Source organism: Pseudoduganella sp. HUAS MS19, assembly GCF_053615455.1.
On the sequence record NZ_CM132133.1, the window covers coordinates 3,557,888 to 3,578,272 of the forward strand.

A 20,385-nucleotide genomic window follows, 5' to 3' on the forward strand; every position below is an offset into this window, starting at 1 on the left:
GGGTTATCTCAGAATGTCTTTGCTTGATCACGAGCTCGAACTGCTGGCGCCAGCCAAAACCGCGGAAATTGGCCGCGAAGCCATCCTGCACGGCGCGGATGCCGTTTATATCGGCGGCCCCGCCTTCGGCGCACGCCACAACGCCAGCAATCCCATCGAGGATATTTCCTCGCTGGTGGAGTTCGCCCACCGCTACCGCTCGCGCATCTTCGTGACGATGAACACCATCATGCACGATTCCGAACTTGACCTGGCGCGCAAGCAGATCTGGCAGCTGTACGATGCCGGCGTCGATGCCCTGATCATCCAGGACATGGGCCTGCTCGAACTGGGCCTGCCGCCCATCCAGCTGCACGCCTCCACCCAATGCGACATCCGCACGGTGGAAAAGGCGAAATTCCTCGGCGACGTCGGTTTCTCCCAATTGGTGCTGGCGCGTGAGCTGACCCTGGACAAGATCAGGCAGATCCGGGCCGAAGTCGATACCCCGCTCGAGTACTTCGTACACGGCGCATTGTGCGTGGCCTTCTCCGGCCAGTGCTATATCTCGCATGCGGACACCGGCCGCAGCGCCAATCGCGGCGATTGCTCGCAAGCCTGCCGCCTGCCCTACACCCTGTCCGACAACCAGGGCCGCGTGGTGGCCTTCGAAAAGCACCTGCTGTCGATGAAGGACAACGACCAGAGCGCCAACCTGGAAGCGCTGGTCGATGCCGGCATCCGCTCCTTCAAAATCGAAGGCCGCTACAAGGACATGGGCTACGTCAAGAACATTACCGCCCATTACCGCCTGCTGCTGGACGAGCTGCTCGAGCGCCGTCCGGAGTTCGCCCGCGCCGCCAGCGGCCGCACCCGCGTCCTGTTCACGCCCGACGTCGACAAGACATTCCACCGTGGCCACACCGACTACTTTGCCAACGGCCGCCAGGACGATATCGGCGCCTTCGACTCGCCGAAGTATGTCGGTGTCGAGCTTGGCACCGTGGTGCGCATGGGCGGCGACCATATCGACGTCATCACCAACGCGCCGATGGCGAACGGCGACGGCCTGAATTACATGAACAAGCGCGCCACCGTCGGCATTCAGGCCAACAGGGCCGAGAAGCTGGGCGATAGCGAAGACGGCCAGCGCTGGCGCGTGTTCCCGAACGAGCAGATGGCTGCCCTGCCCGGCCTGAAGGTCGGCACGGTAATCCACCGCAACCGCGACCATCAGTGGGAAGCAGCGCTGCATAAGAAATCCTCCGACCGGCACGTCGGCCTGCAACTGGCACTGGCCGAGGCGCCAGGCGGCCTGCACTTGTCCATCATCGATGAAGACGGCATCGTCAGCAGCACCGAAGCGGCGCTTGTGCTGCAGCCGGCGCAGAATGCCGAGCAGGCCGAAAGCGGCCTGCGCGCCAGCCTGGCAAAGCTGGGCAACACCATGTTCGTGGCCGACCATGTGGAACTGAAGCTGTCGCAGCCGTGGTTCGTACCTTCATCGGCCATCAACGCCCTGCGGCGTGATGCCGTTGCCGCGCACGAAGCGGCGCGCCTGGCAGCCTGGCAGCGTCCACAGCGCAAGGCGCCTGCCGAGCCGCGCGCCGTGTACCCGGACACGCAACTGAGCTACCTGGCCAACGTCTACAACGAGAAGGCGCGGGAGTTCTATCACAAGCATGGCGTGCAGCTGATTGCTGCAGCCTACGAGGCGCATGAGGAAGCAGGCGAAGTGCCGCTGATGATTACCAAGCATTGCCTGCGCTTCTCGTTCAACCTGTGCCCGAAACAGGCCAAAGGGGTGCAGGGCGTACAGGGCCAGGTGAAGGCCGAACCGATGACCCTCGTGAGCGGCGACCATACCTATACGTTGCGCTTCGACTGCAAGCCGTGCGAGATGCATGTAGTGGGCGCGATCAAGCCAGGCATCCTGAACTCTCCTCCCCCATCGGCGGTGCCATACACCCCGCTGGTGTTCCACCGCAAGCGGCCAAACTAGGCGAGCAAGGCGCGCGCCTCCGCCAGCAAGCCCTCGGCGCAGGGCTTGCCGGTCTTCGACTCCCTTAACGAGACGTGCCACAGGCCAATGACGCCGGCCAGTTGGCTCTCGTCTTTCGCGTGTTCGATACGGCGCACCAGGTCGGCCGCCATCAGTCCCAGGTGCTTGCGTGCTGCGGCCACCATGAACTCGCGTGCGGACGCCAGCGCTGCCGCCCCGACGGCTGGCGGTGCAGGTGCCGGCGCGGGTTCTGCTTCGGCCGCAGGTTCGGGCAGCGGCGCCGCCGGCGCCGTGGTACCGCTTACGGGGCGCGGCTTCGGGGACGCCTCCGGTGGCTTTGGCGCCGGTGCGGAGGCAATCCCAACCAGGCCTTTACGCAACAAGGCCTCTACCGCCTCCAGCATTTCATCTTCGCCCAGCCAGGTCTCGATCTCTCCCAATGCCTTGTGGCCATCAATCAGGATCAGCACCGAACGCTGGCGTGCCGTGAGCCCAGCGCTGCGCTGGACAAATTCCACCCGGCCAGCCTCGGTCTTGCCAAATACCGTGCCACGCAGGCGAATTCGATTTTCTGGAGTCAATTGCATGTTGCCATGCTACGGGGCAAATATGACAACTTCATTTCAGCCTTATACATCTTCCGTGATATAAAGACATCACCACTGACCTGCCCACCACGCCATGCCATATCGCCTGCGTACGCTGACAGTCCTGCTCCTCGCTACGGGAGCGTACTATCTGCTGGCACGGCTCGGCCTGATGCTTGCCCTGGCGCCAAGCAATGCCAGCCCGATCTGGCCCCCGTCCGGTTTTGCGCTGGTGCTGCTATTGCGCTTCGGGCGACAGTTCTGGCCGGCGATCCTGGCGGGCGCCTTCCTTGCCAACCTGGCGGTCTTCCATAACAACAATGCCGCCACGCTGCCGGTCCTGCTGACGGTATCGCTGGCAATCGCAATCGGCAATACGGCCGAAGCGCTGATTGCCCACTCATTGCTGCGCCGCCTCGGCATTTCCGGCCTTGGCCTGCAGACCCAGCGCGAGGTCTACAAGTATGGCGGCGTGGCGGCGCTTGCCGCGCTTGCCTCGGCACTGGTTGGTGTGCTGTCGCTTGAACTGTCCCGCATCGTGCCGCCTGCCCTGGCATGGCAGGTGGCCGCGACCTGGTGGACCGGCGATTTCCTCGGCCTGCTGCTGCTCGCTCCGCTGGCGATGGCGCTCCCTGCCCGGCTGGCCTGGCCGCACTGGTCGCCCGGCCAGCTGGTCTTCCTTGCCGCGCTGGCGATCGCCGCGCTGGCGGTCTTCCTGAGCGATCCGCACTTCGCGGCGGCGCAATTCCTGCCCTACTGCCTGCTGTTCTTCCTGGGCCTGGCGGCAGTCATGCGCTGGCGCTCCATGGTGCGCATGGCGCTGGCCATCATTGCCGGCATCGCTATCCCGGCCACGGTCATGAACCACGGGCCCTTCGTCTCGGGCGTGCTGCACCATTCCCTGCTTTCGCTTTCCACCTACCTCGCGATCAGCAGCATCCTGGCCTGGGTCTTGTCCACGGAAGAAGATTCCGCCCTGGCCGAGAGCTATATCTGGACCCCGATCCTGATCCTGCTCGCCTGCATGACCCTCACCGTCGGTGCCTGGGGCTGGATCACGTATGACACCGAGGCGCGCACCAGCGAGCGTTTCCAGCGCGCTGCCGACAATGTGCGCGAAACCATCCGGCTGCGCATGGAGAGTTACGAATCGCTGCTGCGCGCCAGCACGGCCTTGTTCGACGCCTCCAGAACCGTCGAACGCGACGAATGGCTGCAGTTCGTGGCGGGACTGAACGTGCCAACCCAGTATCCCGGCGTGCTTGGCGTCGGCTTCGCGCGTTTTGCTCCCGCTGGCGCGCTGGCGGCGCTCAGCAAGGAGGTGCGGGTCTGGCCGGATGGCGATCGCGACCTGCATGCGGTAATCGTCTACCTCGAACCGCGTTCGGAGCGCAATATCGTCGCCCTTGGCTATGACATGATGTCCGAACCGACACGGCGCGATGCCATGGTGGCTGCCATGCAAAGCGGCAAAATGACTGCCAGCGGACCGATCACGCTGGTGCAGGAAATCAAAGGCCCGAAGCAGACCGGCTTTCTGATGTTTAACCCCGTATATCACAAGAATGCAGCGGGGCAGCGCGAACTGCACGGCTTCGTCTACAGTCCTTTTCGTATGGGCGACCTGATGCATGGCATATTCGGCGACGACTTGCGCGAAGTGCGGCTCGATGTCCATTTCCAGGATAGCAAGGGCCAGCTGATGTACACCAGCGCCCGCAGCGGCATGGGACAAAGCTTCACCCGTCTGTCCAGCCTGCAGTTCGTTCCGGTTGGCGACAATGGCCAGACCTGGGCCTTGAGTGTGCGTCCCACCGCCTTGTTCGACGCCGCGGTCGACCAGGGCAAGTCCTTCATGGTGCTGGTGATGGGCACCCTGATCAGTCTGCTGTTTTTCGGCGCCAGCCGCAACCTGGTGCACGAACGCATCGCCGCCGTACGCGCCAAGGACCAGTCGGCAAAGCAGCTCGAGCAGCAGACGGCCAGCCTGGAAGAATCCGAAGCGCGCTTCAAGCTGCTCACCTCCCACATCCGGAACCACGCCATTGTCCTGCTGGATCCAGCCGGCACCATCACCACCTGGAACGATGGCGCCGAGAAGCTGTTCGGCTACCAGGCATCCGAGATTGTCGGCCAGCCCCTGCAAGTGCTCTCGACCGAGAGCCATGCCATCACCAGCATGACACTGGCGCTCGAACACGGGCAGTATGAGGCAACCGCATTGCGCCGGCGGCGCGACGGCAGCACCTTCCTCGGCCTGAAACAGCTGTTTCCCGTGCATGACGATCATGGGCACTGCATCGGCTTTGCCATGATCATGCGCGACGTGACGGCCGAAAAGGCGGCTGAGAAGGAGCTGAACGACGCCAAGACCCAGGCGGAATCGGCCAGCGCCGCGAAGAGCGCCTTCGTGGCCAATATCAGCCATGAGCTGCGCACGCCGATGAACGCCGTGCTCGGCGTCAGCCAGATCCTGGCGCGCACCCCGCTCAATGCCGAGCAGCGCCAGTATCTCGACATGGTCTCCGGCGCCGGCCGTTCCCTGCTGGCCCTGCTTAACGATGTGCTGGACTTCTCGAAGATCGAAGCCAACAAGCTGGAACTGGCCGAAGACGATTTCCTGGTCGAAGATGTGCTGTGCGCACTGGCGGCGGTGATGGCGATGACCAGCACCGACAAAGGCCTGGCACTGTCGCTCTGCGTCGAAGCCGATGTGCCGGCGTCGCTGCATGGCGATGTGCAGCGCGTGCAGCAAGTGCTGCTCAACCTGGTCAGCAACGCACTCAAGTTCACCGAACGCGGCACCGTCAGCGTCCATGCCGGACGCGATCCGGCCCGGCCGGGCATGCTGCGCTGGGATGTCAGCGACACCGGCATCGGCATCAGCGCCGAGCAGATGCAGCGCCTGTTTACTCCCTTCAGCCAGGGCGATGCGTCGATGGCGCGCCGTTATGGGGGGACCGGGCTCGGGCTCACGATTTCCCAGCGGCTGGCCCAAATGATGGGCGGGACCATTGAAGTCGCCAGCACGCCCGGCCGCGGCACCTGCTTCACTTTCCTGATGCCACTGCGCGAGGGTGATTTGCCCGATCCCTATGTCTTGAGCGGCGCACGGCGCAACTGGCGCGTCCTGTACGCCGATCCGAAACAGCAGCAGCACGACGACGTGGTCCAGTTGGCAGCGCGCTGGGGCTGGCGTTGCGATACCGTCGATTCGGCAGCCGGCATTGGCGCCGCCCTGGAACGCGCCAGCTATGAGCTGCTGATCTACGACAGCAGCTTGGCAGCGGCCGCGCGTGCGGCCAATGTGGCGCGGCGGATCTGCGTGCGCAGCGGCGCCTCGGCCCCGGCGAGCGAGGCTGGCCACGATGCGGAACTGCTGCGCCCCCTGACCCGCTCGGCCCTGTTCTACGCCTTGTCCGTCCAGGACGGCCAGCCTGCCGGGCCGGCCTCCCCGCGCCGCGCCGCGCTGGGCGCCTTCAGCAGTGGCAGCAAGGCGCTCGATGGCTTGACGATCCTGCTGGCTGAAGACAATGCGCTCAACCAGCTGGTCGCGCGCAGCATGCTGGAAGCTGTCGGGGCCCGTGTCCATATTGCGGAAAACGGGCAACAGGCGGTCGACTTCCTCAGCAGCGGGCGGGACGCGGCCGACCTGGTGCTGATGGATGTCCAGATGCCGGTGATGGACGGTTTCAGCGCCACCCAGGCCATCCGCAAGGTGCTCGGACTCGACCTCCCCATCCTCGCCATGAGTGCCGGCGTCACCTTGGGCGAACGCGCCGAATGCGAAGCGGTCGGGATGAACGGCTTTGTCGCCAAACCGGTGGATGGAGATGACTTAATTACAACAATCCTGCATTTTGTTCACGCCAAGGTGCGCAATTGAAATCTATCGAATTGACACAAAGGCTATAATTCACCGGCAGTCATTAAATTTTTGGAAATAAATGAAAAAGCTTTTGATCGGGGCTGCTTTTGCTGCCCTGTCCTTGCCGGCGCTTGCCGACACTTTTACCGTGATTGAAAACCAGCCGCTATCCGAACTTTGGGTGAATCCCGGCTTCTACTCCTATCACTTCCAGCGCGACAAAGGTTTCGACGACACCAACCCCGGCTTTGGCGCTGAATACCGCTTCTCCACGGTCGCCTCCGTGACTGCCGGGCGCTTCCATAACAGCGACCGCCAGATGTCGAATTACGCCGGCATCTATTACCAGCCCTGGGCAATCGGCCCGGTGCGCCTGGGCGCCGTGGTCGGCGGCTTTAACGGCTACCCGAAAATGCGCGACGGCGGTTGGTTCCTGGCTGCAATTCCGGTCGTCAGCGTGGAATACCAACGCGTTGGCGTTAACTTTGCTATCGTACCGACATATAAGGAACGTTTGCATGGCGCTTTCTCCGTGCAGCTTAAGTTCAAACTGATGTGATTCAACATGAACGAGCGCACATCCATTGAACACTTGCAGTCCAGTTCGCTTGACGATTTGCAGCGCCTGGCCGGCTTTGTGTGCGCAAAGCCGGTACCGGCCGAGGCACTGGCGGATGAGCAGCTCCTGTTTACGTATTTGCCGCAGGACGCCAGCGCCGAGCGGCAAGCTGCCCTGGCCGATGTGGCCAACTGCGCGCGGACACAGCTCCGCCTGCACCAGGGCCTGGCCCGTGCCAAAGGTTTCCTGGCAGGATTCGCCGAGCATGCCCCGGCCCCGCTGTGGATCAAGGATGCCGCCGGCGATTACGTCCTGGGCAGCGGCCTGGAATACCAGGACGGCGCCGTGCCGGAGAATCCGGATGTCACCAAGACCATGGAGACCACCGACGAAGGCAAGCGCCACTGGCTGGTGCACAAATTTCCCATCCACGTCAACGGCGAATCATTTACCGGCGGCTCGGCGATCGACGTGACCACCGAGGTGGAAAAAGAGCGCGCCCTGATCCGGCACGACAACTTCTACGTGCTGCTGTCGCGCCTGAGCGCCCTGATTCCCCGCTCGCGCACACTGGAGCAACTGTGCCTGGACGCCTGCCGCCTGGCCGCCCACCAGCCCAGTCTCGATTGCGCCGCCATCAGCCGCCGCGCCGAAGACGGCACCCTCTACCTGTTTGCCTCGGCCAGCCGCGAAGGCCAGGAGCGCCACTGGAGCCCCGGCGAACAGCCGCCGCATTGGCTTGCGGCTGAACTGGCGGCCCATGTGCTGGCGACCGGGCGTGTGCAATCGGGCTCGCGCAAGGGCCACGAAATCGCCTCCTGCATGGCAGTGCCGCTGTTCGTCAACAACCAGCCCTGGGGCGTGGCAACCTTTTACTCGCGCCGTGAACAGCACTTTGACGCCTTCTACCGCGAGCGCGCCGGTGAGCTCAGCAATGAGCTGAGCTATGGCATCGAGCGCCTGGTCAATGCGCAGGAAATGCACCGCCTGGCGCGCACCAATGTGCTGTCCGGCCTGCCAAGCCGGCTGCAGTTTGAGGAGGAAATCGCCGCGCTGGCCGCTTCCGATGCGCGCGGCACGGTCTTGCTGATCAATATCAACCGCTTTGACGAAATCAGTTCCGCTTACGGCAATGCCGCTGCCGTGGGCCTGATGCGCCATATCGCGCAGCGCCTGGGCTCGGTGGTCGCCGAAAGCATGCTGTTGGCCCATGTTGGCGTCGGCCGCTTCGCCGTCTTCCTGCCGGCGCACGGCACGCAGACGGCTGCCGAGTTCATCCACGAAACGGCGGTACCGATGCTGCAAGGCGCCTACCAGGTCAAGGAACACAAGATCTGGTGCACCATCAATGCCGGCGCGGCAGCGCTGCCGGACGACGGCACCAGCGCCGACGAGCTGCTGGTGAAAGCCTGGGATGCCCTGGCTGCGGCCCGCGACCTCGACCTGCGCTTCGGCCAGTACGACCGCGCGGCCGACCGCGTGGTGGCGCGCCAGATCAGCCTTGAAGTCGAGTTGCGCGAAGCGCTGGAGCGCCAGGAGTTCGTCAACTTCTACCAGCCGAAGATCGACCTGCGTACCGGCAAGCTGACCGGCGCCGAAGCGCTGGTGCGCTGGCGCCATCCGCAGCGCGGCCTGGTGCCGCCGGCGGAGTTCGTGCCGGAACTGGAGCGTACCGGCCTGGTGATTGCCGTTGGGCGCCAGGTCATGCAGCGCGCCATGCAGGACTGGCGCGCCTGGCACGATGCCGGCCTGCAGCCGCCCCAGATTGCCGTCAATGTGGCCCCGGCCCAGTTCCGCTGCGCTTCGCTGTTCAACGATATCGAGCACGCCCTGAACACGGCCGGGGCGGACAAGCACCCGCTCTCGATCGAGATCACGGAAAGTTCGCTGGTGTCCGACCATGACCGCGTGGTCGAGATCCTGAGCAAGGTCAGGGCGCTGGACGTTCCGGTGGCGATCGACGATTTCGGCACCGGCTATTCCTCGCTGTCCTACCTGGTCAGCCTGCCGGTGGATGTGATGAAGATCGACCGTTCCTTTGTCACCCGCATGTCGCAGGATGCCGGTTATATGGGCCTGGTCAGCACGGTGGTGTCGCTGGCGCACAACCTGGACCTGAAAGTCGTGGCCGAAGGGATCGAAACGGAAGAGGAAGCCAAGCTGCTCAAGCTGCTGCGCTGCGAACAGGGACAGGGCTACCTGTATGGCCACCCTGTCCCGGCCGACGAATTTGCGGCCTTGCTGGAAACCGCCTAGCTCTTCGACGCTGCGCGTGCCGTCGCCACCTGGTCGAGGATGTGCCGGGGCACCGCCGCGTAGTGCTGGAACTCCATGGTATAGGTCGCCCGGCCCTGCGTCAGCGAGCGCAGCGACGTGGAGTAGCCGAACATTTCCGCCAGCGGCACCAGCGCGCGCACCTGCTTGCCGCCGCCGCCGGGGATTTCGTCCATGCCCTGCACCATGCCGCGCCGCGTGGTCAGGTCGCCCATCACATTGCCCATGAATTCTTCGGGCGTTTCCACCTCGACGTGCATCATCGGCTCCAGCAACTGCGCGTCGGCCTTGCGCATGCCTTCCTTGAACGCCATCGAGCCGGCCATACGGAAGGCATTCTCGTTGGAGTCCACATCGTGGTAGGAGCCGAAAGTCAGCGTGGCACGCACGTCGACCACCGGATAGCCCGCCAGCACGCCGGTGTTCAGCGTTTCACGGATGCCCTTCTCCACCGCCGGAATGAACTCGCGCGGCACGACCCCGCCCTTGATGGCGTCGACGAACTCGAAGCCCTTGCCTGCTTCCATCGGCTCCAGCTTCAGCACGACGTGGCCGTACTGGCCCTTGCCGCCTGACTGCTTGATGAACTTGCCCTCGATATCGCTGACCGCCTTGGTCACGGTTTCGCGGTACGCGACCTGCGGTTTGCCCACCGTGGTTTCGACGCTGAACTCGCGGCGCATGCGGTCGACCAGGATTTCCAGATGCAGCTCGCCCATGCCGGACATGATGGTCTGGCCCGATTCCTCATCGGTGTGCACGCGGAACGAGGGGTCCTCCTGCGCCAGGCGGTTCAGGGCAATCGCCATTTTTTCCTGGTCGGCCTTGGTCTTCGGTTCCACCGCCTGCGAAATCACGGGTTCGGGGAAGACCATTTTCTCCAGGATGATCACCTTGTCCGGATTGCTCAGCGTGTCGCCGGTGGTCACATTCTTCAGGCCCACCGCGGCCGCGATATCGCCCGCGAACACTTCCTTGATCTCCTTGCGCTCATTGGCGTGCATTTGCAGGATGCGGCCCAGCCGCTCCTTCTGGCCCTTGGTCGGGTTGTAGACCGTATCGCCCGAGTTCACCAGGCCCGAATAGACCCGGAAAAAGGTCAGCTGGCCGACAAAGGGGTCGGTCATGATCTTGAAGGCGAGCGCGGAGAACGGTTCGTCATCCGATGGATGGCGTTCGATCTCATTATCCTCTTCATCGTGGCCCGCGATGGCCGGCACATCGACCGGCGACGGCAGGTATTCGATCACCGCATCGAGCATGGCCTGCACCCCGCGGTTCTTGAAAGCGCTGCCGGCCAGCATCGGCACGATCTCGTTGCGGATGGTGCGTTCGCGCAGCGCGGACTTGATCTCTTCCTCGCTCAGCGTTTCGCCGTTCAGGTATTTCTCCGTCAGCTCGGGCGTCGCTTCGGCGGCAGCTTCGACCATATGGTCGTGCCACTTCTGCGCCAGCTCTTTCAGGTTGGCGGGAATGTCCTCATAGGTGAACTTGACGCCCAGCGTCTCGTCGTCCCACATGATGGCGCGCATCTTGACCAGGTCGACCACGCCGTGGAAATTTTCCTCGGCGCCGATCGGGATCTGGATCGGCACGGCAGTGCCTTTCAGGCGGTCCTTGATCTGCTGCTGCACGCGGAAGAAGTCGGCGCCGACGCGGTCCATCTTGTTGACGAAGGCCAGGCGCGGCACCTTGTACTTGTTGGCCTGGCGCCAGACCGTTTCCGATTGCGGCTGCACCCCGCCGACCGAGTCGTACACCATGACCGCGCCGTCCAGCACGCGCATCGAGCGTTCGACTTCGATCGTGAAGTCGACGTGGCCCGGGGTATCGATGATGTTGATGCGGTGCTCGGGGAAATTGCCGCCCATGCCTTTCCAGAAGGCGGTGGTGGCTGCCGAGGTGATGGTGATGCCGCGTTCCTGCTCCTGCTCCATCCAGTCCATGGTCGCGGCGCCATTGTGCACCTCACCCAGCTTGTGGTTGACCCCGGTATAGAACAGGATGCGCTCCGTCGTCGTGGTCTTGCCAGCGTCGATGTGGGCACTAATGCCGATATTGCGGTAACGCTCGATAGGTGTCTTGCGGCTCATCACAATCTCCTTGAACGATGCCTTGCGGGCATCTTCGATTCTATCAGTAACAGGAGTGCGAAGATTGGGCGGCTCGACAAGAAATCAAGGGAGCGCTCGCGCTTTGATCATCGCACTCGCACGCGCAAAATTGCCCGCGCCGAGATGGTGCAAGGTATGCAGGTCGATATTGTCTTCACGGAACGACCAGTGCCCATTGGAAAAGACCCGTTCATCGGCCGCAGCCGCCACGACCTCGGCAAAGCAGGTGTCGTAGGCGTCTTCGGCATGGCGTTCGGGGATCAGGCGGCATTCCAGCCAAGCCACGCAGCCCGACGCGACCAGGGGGGCGCCTGTCGCTTCGCCGGGCCGCGTGTCGATGCCAAGGCGGGCAAATTTATCGCCCTGGCGACCGCTGGCCGTGCCTGCCGCGTAGGTCAGGTCGGCCGCCGCAGCGCCGGGAATGCACACGGCAAACACGCCGCTGGCGGCAATCAGTTCGCGGCTGAAGGTGTTCTTGTCGATCACCACCGCAATGCGTGGCGGCGTGAATTCCACCGGCATCGACCAGGCGGCAGCCATGATGTTGCGGCGCCCGCCATGCGCGCTCGTGACGAGGACCGTCGGGCCATGATTGATGAGGCGGCTGGCGTGCTCCAGGGCGACCGGCTTGAAATGTTCAAATTGCTGAGTCATCCCCCATTCTAGCGCCGAAGCGCATTTCCGGCAGGCCGACCGCATCCGTGACGGGCATGCCGAACACGCCGCCGGCATACCGTTCGGCTTCCAGCAAGTCCACCAGGGCGCTGGTGACGCAGAGCTGGTTCAGCCCGGCCCCGCCAAAAGCCGGACAGGTGGGTTGGCTGACCGGGACCGCGACGGCGCGCTCGATGCTGCCGTCGGGCCGGTAGCGCACGATCCGGCTGGCGCCCCATTCCGCATTCCACAGGCAGCCGTCGGCATCGATCGCCGAACCATCGGGCTCGCCGCAGCCGGGCGGCAGATGGGTGAAGATGCGCTCGGCGCTCACCGCGTCGCCGTAATCGCAGCAGCGGATCATGCCGGACAGGGAATCGCAGAAATACATGGTTGCGCCATCGGGGCTGAAGCAGATGCTGTTGGCGATGGCCACCGGCGCGAGCGGCAGCAGTTCCAGCTGCAAGTTGTGGCCAAGCCGGTAGAAGCGCCCGATCGGCGCCCGGCCGATCGCCTCGTTCATGGTGCCGAACACGAAGCGGCCCTGGCGGTCGCAACGGCCATCATTGATGCGGGTGCCAAATACGTCCTGCTCGACTTCCACGATGGTCATCACGTCGCCTGTCGTGAAGTCGAACCAGGCCAGCCGGCTTTCCAGGCCGAGCAGCAGGCGCCCTTCCGACGCCGTCAACGCAAACGAGGCCAGGCGCTCCGGCATCTCCCACTGCCTGGTCTCGCCGCTGGAGGGCAGATAACGCCACAGTTTGCGGCCCAGGATATCGGTCCACAGCCAGGCTTGCGTGCGCTCGCACCACAGGAGACATTCGCCCAGCGCATTCTGCGCATCTACAATCAGCTCCACTTTCACCTCCACCTGTCGATGACGTAGCGCGTGCGCGCGCTGTACGGGGCGCCGGGACGGCAGATCGCATCGGGAAAGCCGGGGCGGTTCGGCGCATCGGGGAAATGCTGCGGCTCCAGGCACAGGCCGGCATGGCGCGTAAAGTCGCGCCCCTTGCCGCCCAGCTTGCCGTCCAGGTAGTTTCCGCTGTAGAACTGCAAGCCGGGGCAATCCGTGTAGATATCCATCTGGCGCCCTGATGCCGGGTCGGTCAGGCTGGCCTGGGGGCCCTCACCCGGCGCCAGGATGAAATTGTGGTCGTAGCCGTGCGCCAGCGCCAGTTGCGGATGCGCTTGCACCAGGGCGCTGCCGATACGCCGCCGCAGGCGAAAGTCGAATGGCCCGTCCGCCACTTGCTCGATTTGCCCGGTTGGCAACAGGTCCGCCGTCACGGGCAGATAGTGCGCCGCATCGATGCTCAGTTCGTGCCCGAGGATGTCGCCGGCGCCGGCCAGGTTGAAATAGCTATGCTGGCTGATGCTGACGGGTGTCGGCTGGTCCGCAACCGCCTGATAACAGCAGCGCAGTTCACCGCCTGCAGTGAGCTCATAGGTCACCATCACCAGCACGTTGCCGGGATAGCCTTCCTCGCCATCGCGGCTCAGGCGGCACAAGCTGAGCCGGGCCGCTTCGTTGTCGCTGCCCGCATGTCCCTGCCAGCAGTGCTTGTGGAAGCCGCGCCGGCCGCCGTGCAAATGGTTGTCGCCTTCGTTCTGCGTCAGCTGGCTGGCGCGGCCATGGCACTCGAAGCGGCCGCCGCCAATGCGGTTGGCAAAGCGCCCGACCAGGGCACCGACATAAGCGCTGTCGCGTTCGTAATCGAGCAAGGTGTCAAAACCCAGTACGAAGTCGACCGGACTGCCGTAGCGGGCCAGCACGCGCCAGCTGCGGATGATGCAGCCGTAGTCCAGCACCGACAGCAGCATGCCTTGCCCGTTGTCGAGCGTGAACTCCATGACCGGCTCGCCGTTGGCGAGTTCCCCGAACAGCCGGCTGTCGACGCAGGGTTTCATCGGGCGCGCCAGGCCGCCACCAGTTCGCGCGCCCTCGACTCGAGCTCGGGCAATGCAATGCCCGGCTCGTACAGGCGTGCGCCGATGCCAAAGCCGTCGGCGCCGGCACGCACCCACTCGTGCAGGTTGCCGGCGCTGATGCCGCCCACCGGCCACACCTTGGCCGACGGCGGCAAAACGGTCTTGACGGTGCGCAGCCCGCTGGGCCCAAGCGTCTCGGCGGGGAACCATTTGAGGGCGTCGGCGCCGGCCGCCAGCGCAGCCAGCGCTTCGGTGGGCGTGGCCACGCCTGGCAGCGTCAACATTCCCAGGTCGCGCGCGCGCTGCATCACCGCCCGGTCGAAGTTCGGGGCCACCATGATGCGGCCGCCGGCTGTGTGTACGGCGTCAACTTCGGCCACCGTGGTCATGGTGCCGCCGCCGACCAGGGCATCGCCGGGCTTGATGCTGTCTAGCAGGCGGATGCATTCCAGGGCTCCCGGACGGTTCAGCGGCACTTCCAGCAAGCGGAAACCGCAATAAAAGAGCGCTGCGGCGACCGCCGGCGCCTCGGCCTCCGTCAAGCCGCGCAGGATGGCAATGAGGGGCGGCTGGTAGGCGTCGATTGAGCTCATCAGATTGTCTCCATGAAGCGGGCCAGGGCTGCACAGTAAGCCTGGTCCGGGTCAATCAACTCTGTCGCGTAGCCAAGCATCTGCGCGACTTCGCGATACGGTGCAGTCAGCTCATGCGAGGCGATCAGGCGCAGCACGGGCAGGCTGCCGGCGTTCGGCGCCGCTTCACGCCGCGCGGCGAATTCCGTGCCGATCAGCAGGCCGCTCACATAGGAACGCGTCTCACCGGCGCTCGACTCGCCTGCCACCACGCGGGCGCGCGCTTCAAACAGAGTATGGCTCAGGGCCTCGGCGCTCTGCGCACGGTTGGCGCCGGCCCGCAAAGCGTCGGCGTCGGCATGGCCCTCAGCCATCAGGGCGGCCAGGGTGCCAGAGGCGCGCAAGGCAGCGTAAAGTTCGCCTGTGATGAAGGTGGTCAGGCGCACGATCGTGCCGTCGGCAACTTCCACCCACTTGCTGTGCGTTCCCGGCAACACATAGCAGCCGTCACCATGTTGCAGCAAATGCGCACCCAGCAGCTGCGCTTCTTCACCGCGCATCACGTCGATGCTGCCGTGCTCGCGGTAGCAGTAGCCGGGAACGATGAAGCAGCCTGGCGCGCCGCCGACCGGTACCAGGGTTTCCGGCAGCCGGGCCAGCGGCACGCTGCTATCGAGGTAGGCCACCTCCTGCCAGCCCTGCGCGCTGCCCACCATGCCGGACATGACCACCGGCACCAGGGCATCGAGATCCAACTGCTGGCGCAAGCCCTGCAGCGCTTCGGCAAAATGCCCTTGCGCGGCCAGCGCGCCCAGTGCGTCCTCGTGCTTGCGCAGGCAGCTGCCCTGGGCGCCGATGACGTAGGCGCGCCGGTTGCTCGTGCCCCAGTCGACGCCCAGCAGGCACGCCGACGCTACCATTCGGCCACGCTGCCATCGGCATGGCGCCACAGCGGATTGCGCCAGTCGGGCGCTGCGCGGCTGGCCTCGATGACCCGTTCTTCGTTGACATCCACGCCCAGACCCGGCAGGGGCAAGGGCGCGATATAGCCGCCTTCCATGCGGAAGTCATCGGCGTTGCGGACATAGTCCAGCAGCTCTGCCCCGGTGTTGTAGTGGATGCCCATGCTCTGTTCCTGCAGCACGGCGTTGTAGGAAACGAAGTCGACCTGCAGGCAGGCCGCCAGCGCCACCGGGCCCAGCGGACAATGCGGCGCCAGCGTGACGTCGTAGGCTTCCGCCATGCCGGCAATGCGCAAGCATTCACTGATGCCGCCCGCATGCGACAGGTCGGGCTGCAAGATGGCCAGGCCGCCCTGCTCCAGCACCCGTTTGAACTCGAAACGCGAGAACATGCGCTCGCCGGCCGCCAGCGGAATGCTGGTCATGTCGGACAGGCGGCGGTAATACTCCGACTGCTCCGCCAGCACGGGCTCCTCGACAAACAGCGGCCGGTAAGGTTCCAGCGCGCGCAGCAGGGGCTTGGCCATCGGCCAGGCCACGCGGCCATGGAAATCGATGCCGAACTCGATGTCGTGGCCAAATGCCGAGCGGATGCCGGCAATGCGTGCCACGGCCGCATCCACCGCCCTGGCACTGTCGAGCATGGCCATTTCCTCGGTGCCGTTCATCTTGAAGGTATTCAGGCCAATGTCGCGCAAGGTCTGGATGCCGGCCACGATGTCGGCCGGCCGGTCGCCGCCTACCCAGCTGTAGATTTTCATGCGCTCGCGCACCAGGCCGCCCAGCAGCTGGTACACCGGCACCCCCAGCGCCTTGCCCTTGATATCCCACAGCGCCTGGTCGATGCCGGCAATGGCGCTCATGAACACGGCACCGCCGCGATAGAAGCCGCCGCGGTACATGGCCTGCCACAGATCATTGATCTGCGCCGGATCGCGCCCGACCAGCAGTTCGCCCAGTTCATGCACCGCCGCCTCCACCGTGCGGGCGCGGCCTTCGATCACCGGCTCGCCCCAGCCGCTGATGCCCTCGTCCGTCTCGATCTTGAGGAACATCCAGCGCGGCGCCACACGGTAGGTGCTCAGGTGCGTGATCTTCATGGTCAGGACGCCTTCGGCGCCGCCCGGCTGCGGCGGCGCGCCACGTGTTCCGCCGCGCGCTTGCCGGCCAGGAAGGCATGGTCGGAATTGTAGTATTCCCATTCGCTGTAGCGGCCCGCCAGCAGGATGTCATGCTGCGCCAGCCATTCGCGCACGACGGCGACGTTGTGGGCGCGCTGATGGTCGTAGACGACGTAGGCCACCGGCATATCGACCTGGTTCGCCACCAGCACCTTGTCGTCCTCGCGCATGAAGCCGACCTGGATGGCGTCGGCAATGCAGCGCTCGATCAGGGCGTCGCCATCCAGCGGCAAGGGCTTCCACGGCGAATAGGAAATCTCGCAGGTAAAACCGAAACCGCCGGGCGCATTGCACTCGGGGCTGGCATTTCCCTGCACGAAGATGCGGTGGAAAATGCTGTCCTCGGGATAGTAGATCCAGTGCTTGTCGGTGACGTTGCTGCGCGCGATGCCGATGTTTACGCAGCGGATCGAGATGTGGCGCAGGCCGCGCGCGGCCGCGCGCACGTGTTCCGGCGCCGCTTCGCCGATCAGCTTGACCAGTTCCGGCAAAGGCATGGTGCTCACCAGGCTGCCGTAGTCGAAGCGCCGGCCATCGGCCAGCGTGACCAGATGCTCTTGCGGCAGCACCTGCGCCACTTCGGCATTGACTTCGATCTTGCCGCGGATCAGGGGCAGGAAGCCGTTCATCAGGGCCTGGAAGCCGCCCCGGCGCGGATAGCCGAACCGTGCGTTGGGACCCATCGGGCGCGGCACCGGACGCAAGGCGCCCTCGATGATCTCCGACAGGTCCGGCAAGGGCACGCGGCCGCCAAGCCAGGACGTTTCCATTTCGCTCAATGGCACCGTCCACAGCTTGCGGTTGTAGGGAATCGCGAAATGCCTGGCAATCCCCTTGCCCCATACCTGGTAGATGAAGTCCTCGAAGCTGCCGGTGTGCGCCGCACGTGCCGCCGTGCTCGCCTTGGCGGCGTCGGCGCTGCCATCGGCGCAGCAGTCTTCCACCTGCGTGCTCGCGCAGGCAGGCGCGGCGTCGCTTTCACCGTAGCGCGCGTCGATGGCGCCGACGATGCATTCCTTGATCACATCGGGCGGCAGCCCGTACAGCGCCCCCTGGAAGGGATAGCGGGTGTAGACGCCTTTGCTGTGCACCCAGGCTTCACGCATCTGCCAGTGCTGGTTATCGCCCAGCAGCTTGTCGTACAGCTCCAGCACGTAAGGATCGTTGGAGAACATGATGTGGCCGGCATGATCGAAGGTGAAGCCGCCCTCCTCGATCGAGCGGCACCAGCCGCCCACCGTGTCGTTGCGCTCGAGCAGCAGGTTGTCCGCACCCGCATGGTAGGCCGCTGACAGACCGGTCGGGCCGCCGCCGATCACGATGCTGCCGAACGACTGGCTGCCGGCCGAGCCGCGCAGCGGATTGACTTTGCCTGCCGCGCTGGCGCCAACCAGCTTGGGCGGCGCCCCCTTGCCTGCCAGCCGCGCCGCCTTGCCGCCTGGCGGTGTCCGGTCGATCAGTTCGTGCATGCGGTCTGCCGTCGCATCCCACGAGGTGCGCGCCACCACGCCGCGCATGGCCGCTGCCATCGCAGCCGTCTGTTGTGGCCCCTGGGCCAGCGCCGCCTCGCAATGCGCGATGAACTCCCTGTGATCATGGCCGATCGCCACGATGCCGCCATAGGGTTGCTCGACGTCGCGGATCGCCGTGCTGACAATGGGCAGTTCGGCCGCCATGTATTCCAGTACCTTGGTCGGGCTGATGAAGCGCGTCGCCTCGTTCAGGGCAAACGGCAGCAGGCAGACATCCCAGCCGGCCAGGAATTGCGGCAAGGCCTTGTACGATTGCTGGCCGAGATAGTGCACGTTCTGCCGCTGCGGCAGCGAGGCCGGATCGATCTTGACCACCGGGCCGACCAGCACGACCTGCCATTCGGGATGGGCATCGGCAATGTCGGCAATCAGTTCGGCATCGAAACGCTCGTCGATCACGCCGAAGAAGCCCAGGCGCGGCCTGGAAATTGCCGTATGCAGGGGGTGGCCATTGCTACGGTCAAGGGCTTGTTCGAAATGGACGGCATCGACGCTGCTCGGGAAGCAGTGCGCATTGCCATGGCGCGCGCGCTTGGCTTCGTACAGGCTTGGCCCGCCTGTGAACACCAGGTCGGCGATGTTCAGCAAGGCGGTCTCGCGCTGCAGCAGTTGCTTGGGCGGATTGCGAAAGGCGCTGAGCTCGTCCATGCAGTCGTAAATGACCAGCGACGGCTGCAAGGCCTGCAGCAAAGGCAGCGCCATTGGCGTGTAGAACCAGACCAGCACTTGTTCGCCTTCGGGCGCCAGCGCCGCGACCAGGGGCTGCAGCAGCGGGATCTGGTCGTCGTGGAAGCCATGCGCCTGGACCGGCGTATGCGGCTGGCAGACCGCCAGGTTCGGGGCCGGCTGGGACATCACCATGCGCGCCTCCCCTTCCTCATACACCGGCTCCTCGACGAACACCACCTTGTAGTACTTGGCCAGGCGGGTGAGCAGGTGCTGGGGACGCTGGAACACGAAGTCCCAGCGCAGGTGGCAGAAAACAATCAACGTTTGCATGGCGTTCTCCTTGGTTTTACACAGGCTGTCAGTCAGCCGGATCGATTGCTGCAGAGCTGTGGCATAGGGGGCGACGAGCATCCTGGCCAGCGGGTCCGGCCCGCTGCGATCGAGGTCCCACAGCCCGCTGTGGTGCCAGTGTTCGGCGTTGTCCCAGTCGGGACGGTCGACTGCGGGGTACAGGCAGATGCCGCACACCTCGGCGCCGCGTTGGCGCGCCATCATGGCCTGCTCCGCCATCTCCCGGATCCAGACGCCGCGGCCGCTGCCAACATGGCTGGTTTCGGCCAGCAGCACCGGCCGGCCGTAGCGCTGGTGCAGTTCGACCAGGATGTCGGACAGCGGCCGCCGGCGCGGATCGTCAAGGTGCCACCACAGGCGCATATTGGTGCCGCTCTCCCACTGGTTGCTGTGGTAGTAGTTGCCGCCCACCAGGTCGAGGTAGCGCGGATGTCCGCCCAGCTCCGCTTCAACGCGTCCACACAGCATGTCCAGGGCTTCGTACTGGGACGCGGTCCAGCCGGCCGCCTGTGCCGCCCAGTCGGGCCGGTCCTTCGGCGCAATCACATGGATCAGCGGGTCGCACTGGAAGAAGCGCGCGCCAGGCGATATCTCGCGGATCGCATCGATGGCGGCGATGGAGGCGCGCACCAGCTGGCGCTTGCCCAGTTCCCCGGCCCGTTCGTGATACATGTTCAGGCAACGGAACATATGCACCGACAGGCCCCAGGCCGTGAAGGACAGCTCGTTCATCGGCGAATACACCGGCTCCTCGCCCAGCCAGGGCGCCAGGAAGCGGGCGCTGGCCTGGCAGAAGCGCACGAAGCGCGGCACGAAATCATCGCTGTAGATGTCGACATCTTCCGGCCAGCCATAATGGCAGAAGGTCCAGCAGCTTTGCAGCCCCAGTTCACGCGCCGCCTCCAGGCGCGGCAGCAGCGGCGAGAAATCAAACTCGCCGGCGCGTTCGACCAGCCGCCAGCCGATCGATTCGCGCACGGTGCGGATGCCGAACTGCGCCAGCAGCGCGTAATCGGCGCGGGCGCGCTGCAGGTGGCCGGTCACCAGGTTCATGTCCTGCGGCTGGCCGGCGTGATTGACGTGGTCGGCGCCTTCATAGCCGGCCTGCCAGAAGGTGGCGAAGGGGTGGCAGGCTGGAGTCGTCAC

At 64.9% G+C, this 20,385-nt stretch carries 13 protein-coding genes; 4 read left to right on the forward strand and 9 right to left on the reverse strand.

The genetic code is table 11. From position 1 onward, the window contains the following. Window positions 1-13 precede the first annotated feature (13 nt). On the forward strand, window positions 14-1,981 hold the full coding sequence (locus ACWBU6_RS16150; protein ID WP_452644433.1) for a peptidase U32 family protein: 1,968 nt from the start codon (window positions 14-16) through the stop codon (window positions 1,979-1,981). On the opposite strand, the gene ACWBU6_RS16155 is transcribed toward ACWBU6_RS16150, so the two are convergent. Continuing rightward, window positions 1,978-2,568, reverse strand: a complete 591-nt coding sequence (locus tag ACWBU6_RS16155; RefSeq protein WP_452644434.1) for a hypothetical protein — start codon at window positions 2,566-2,568, stop codon at window positions 1,978-1,980. The genes ACWBU6_RS16150 and ACWBU6_RS16155 overlap by 4 nt on opposite strands. A gap of 94 nt (window positions 2,569-2,662) precedes the next feature. Between ACWBU6_RS16155 and ACWBU6_RS16160 the strand changes: the two genes are divergently transcribed. From ACWBU6_RS16160 to ACWBU6_RS16170, 3 genes are all read left to right on the forward strand, one after another. Then, the gene (locus ACWBU6_RS16160; RefSeq protein WP_452644435.1) at window positions 2,663-6,454 is read left to right on the forward strand and encodes a CHASE domain-containing protein; all 3,792 of its coding nucleotides are present in this window, start codon (window positions 2,663-2,665) and stop codon (window positions 6,452-6,454) included. Between the two features lie 61 nt (window positions 6,455-6,515). Continuing rightward, complete coding sequence (locus ACWBU6_RS16165) at window positions 6,516-6,995, forward strand: hypothetical protein (RefSeq protein ID WP_452644436.1); 480 nt, start codon at window positions 6,516-6,518, stop codon at window positions 6,993-6,995. A 6-nt stretch (window positions 6,996-7,001) separates the two neighbouring features. After that, the gene (locus ACWBU6_RS16170) at window positions 7,002-9,251 is read left to right on the forward strand and encodes a putative bifunctional diguanylate cyclase/phosphodiesterase (RefSeq protein ID WP_452644437.1); all 2,250 of its coding nucleotides are present in this window, start codon (window positions 7,002-7,004) and stop codon (window positions 9,249-9,251) included. On the opposite strand, the gene fusA is transcribed toward ACWBU6_RS16170, so the two are convergent. The 8 genes from fusA to ACWBU6_RS16210 all read right to left on the reverse strand — a co-directional run bounded on the left by fusA (window position 9,248) and on the right by ACWBU6_RS16210 (window position 20,385). After that, window positions 9,248-11,362, reverse strand: a complete 2,115-nt coding sequence (gene fusA / locus ACWBU6_RS16175) for an elongation factor G (protein ID WP_452644438.1) — start codon at window positions 11,360-11,362, stop codon at window positions 9,248-9,250. The two genes, ACWBU6_RS16170 and fusA, sit on opposite strands and share 4 nt — an antisense overlap. A gap of 84 nt (window positions 11,363-11,446) precedes the next feature. After that, window positions 11,447-12,037: a flavin reductase family protein gene (locus tag ACWBU6_RS16180; protein ID WP_452644439.1), complete on the reverse strand. Its 591-nt coding sequence runs from the start codon at window positions 12,035-12,037 to the stop codon at window positions 11,447-11,449. Then, window positions 12,021-12,899: an SMP-30/gluconolactonase/LRE family protein gene (locus ACWBU6_RS16185; protein ID WP_452644440.1), complete on the reverse strand. Its 879-nt coding sequence runs from the start codon at window positions 12,897-12,899 to the stop codon at window positions 12,021-12,023. Before ACWBU6_RS16185 ends, ACWBU6_RS16180 begins: the two co-directional genes overlap by 17 nt. A 2-nt stretch (window positions 12,900-12,901) precedes the next feature. Continuing rightward, on the reverse strand, window positions 12,902-13,951 hold the full coding sequence (locus tag ACWBU6_RS16190; protein WP_452644441.1) for an aldose epimerase family protein: 1,050 nt from the start codon (window positions 13,949-13,951) through the stop codon (window positions 12,902-12,904). Beyond that, window positions 13,948-14,565, reverse strand: coding sequence for a 2-dehydro-3-deoxy-6-phosphogalactonate aldolase (locus ACWBU6_RS16195; protein ID WP_452644442.1), 618 nt, complete (start codon window positions 14,563-14,565; stop codon window positions 13,948-13,950). The genes ACWBU6_RS16190 and ACWBU6_RS16195 overlap by 4 nt, the downstream gene beginning before the upstream one ends. After that, complete coding sequence (locus ACWBU6_RS16200) at window positions 14,565-15,464, reverse strand: 2-dehydro-3-deoxygalactonokinase (RefSeq protein WP_452644443.1); 900 nt, start codon at window positions 15,462-15,464, stop codon at window positions 14,565-14,567. Before ACWBU6_RS16200 ends, ACWBU6_RS16195 begins: the two co-directional genes overlap by 1 nt. Beyond that, window positions 15,458-16,606 carry a galactonate dehydratase gene (dgoD, locus tag ACWBU6_RS16205; protein ID WP_452644444.1) on the reverse strand — a complete coding sequence of 383 codons (1,149 nt, stop codon included), beginning with the start codon at window positions 16,604-16,606 and terminating at the stop codon, window positions 15,458-15,460. Before dgoD ends, ACWBU6_RS16200 begins: the two co-directional genes overlap by 7 nt. Before the next feature lie 2 nt (window positions 16,607-16,608). Beyond that, window positions 16,609-20,385, reverse strand: a complete 3,777-nt coding sequence (locus ACWBU6_RS16210; RefSeq protein WP_452644445.1) for an NAD(P)-binding protein — start codon at window positions 20,383-20,385, stop codon at window positions 16,609-16,611.

What these genes read in the sequence shown, in the direction of transcription:
- ACWBU6_RS16165 (WP_452644436.1), top strand. Translation starts at nt 6,516, where the DNA reads ATGAAAAAGCTTTTGATCGGGGCTGCTTTTGCTGCCCTGTCCTTGCCG.
- dgoD (WP_452644444.1), bottom strand. Translation starts at nt 16,606, where the DNA reads ATGAAGATCACGCACCTGAGCACCTACCGTGTGGCGCCGCGCTGGATG.
- ACWBU6_RS16195 (WP_452644442.1), bottom strand. Translation starts at nt 14,565, where the DNA reads ATGAGCTCAATCGACGCCTACCAGCCGCCCCTCATTGCCATCCTGCGC.
- fusA (WP_452644438.1), bottom strand. Translation starts at nt 11,362, where the DNA reads ATGAGCCGCAAGACACCTATCGAGCGTTACCGCAATATCGGCATTAGT.
- ACWBU6_RS16160 (WP_452644435.1), top strand. Translation starts at nt 2,663, where the DNA reads ATGCCATATCGCCTGCGTACGCTGACAGTCCTGCTCCTCGCTACGGGA.
- ACWBU6_RS16190 (WP_452644441.1), bottom strand. Translation starts at nt 13,951, where the DNA reads ATGAAACCCTGCGTCGACAGCCGGCTGTTCGGGGAACTCGCCAACGGC.
- ACWBU6_RS16200 (WP_452644443.1), bottom strand. Translation starts at nt 15,464, where the DNA reads ATGGTAGCGTCGGCGTGCCTGCTGGGCGTCGACTGGGGCACGAGCAAC.
- ACWBU6_RS16155 (WP_452644434.1), bottom strand. Translation starts at nt 2,568, where the DNA reads ATGCAATTGACTCCAGAAAATCGAATTCGCCTGCGTGGCACGGTATTT.
- ACWBU6_RS16170 (WP_452644437.1), top strand. Translation starts at nt 7,002, where the DNA reads ATGAACGAGCGCACATCCATTGAACACTTGCAGTCCAGTTCGCTTGAC.
- ACWBU6_RS16180 (WP_452644439.1), bottom strand. Translation starts at nt 12,037, where the DNA reads ATGACTCAGCAATTTGAACATTTCAAGCCGGTCGCCCTGGAGCACGCC.
- ACWBU6_RS16150 (WP_452644433.1), top strand. Translation starts at nt 14, where the DNA reads ATGTCTTTGCTTGATCACGAGCTCGAACTGCTGGCGCCAGCCAAAACC.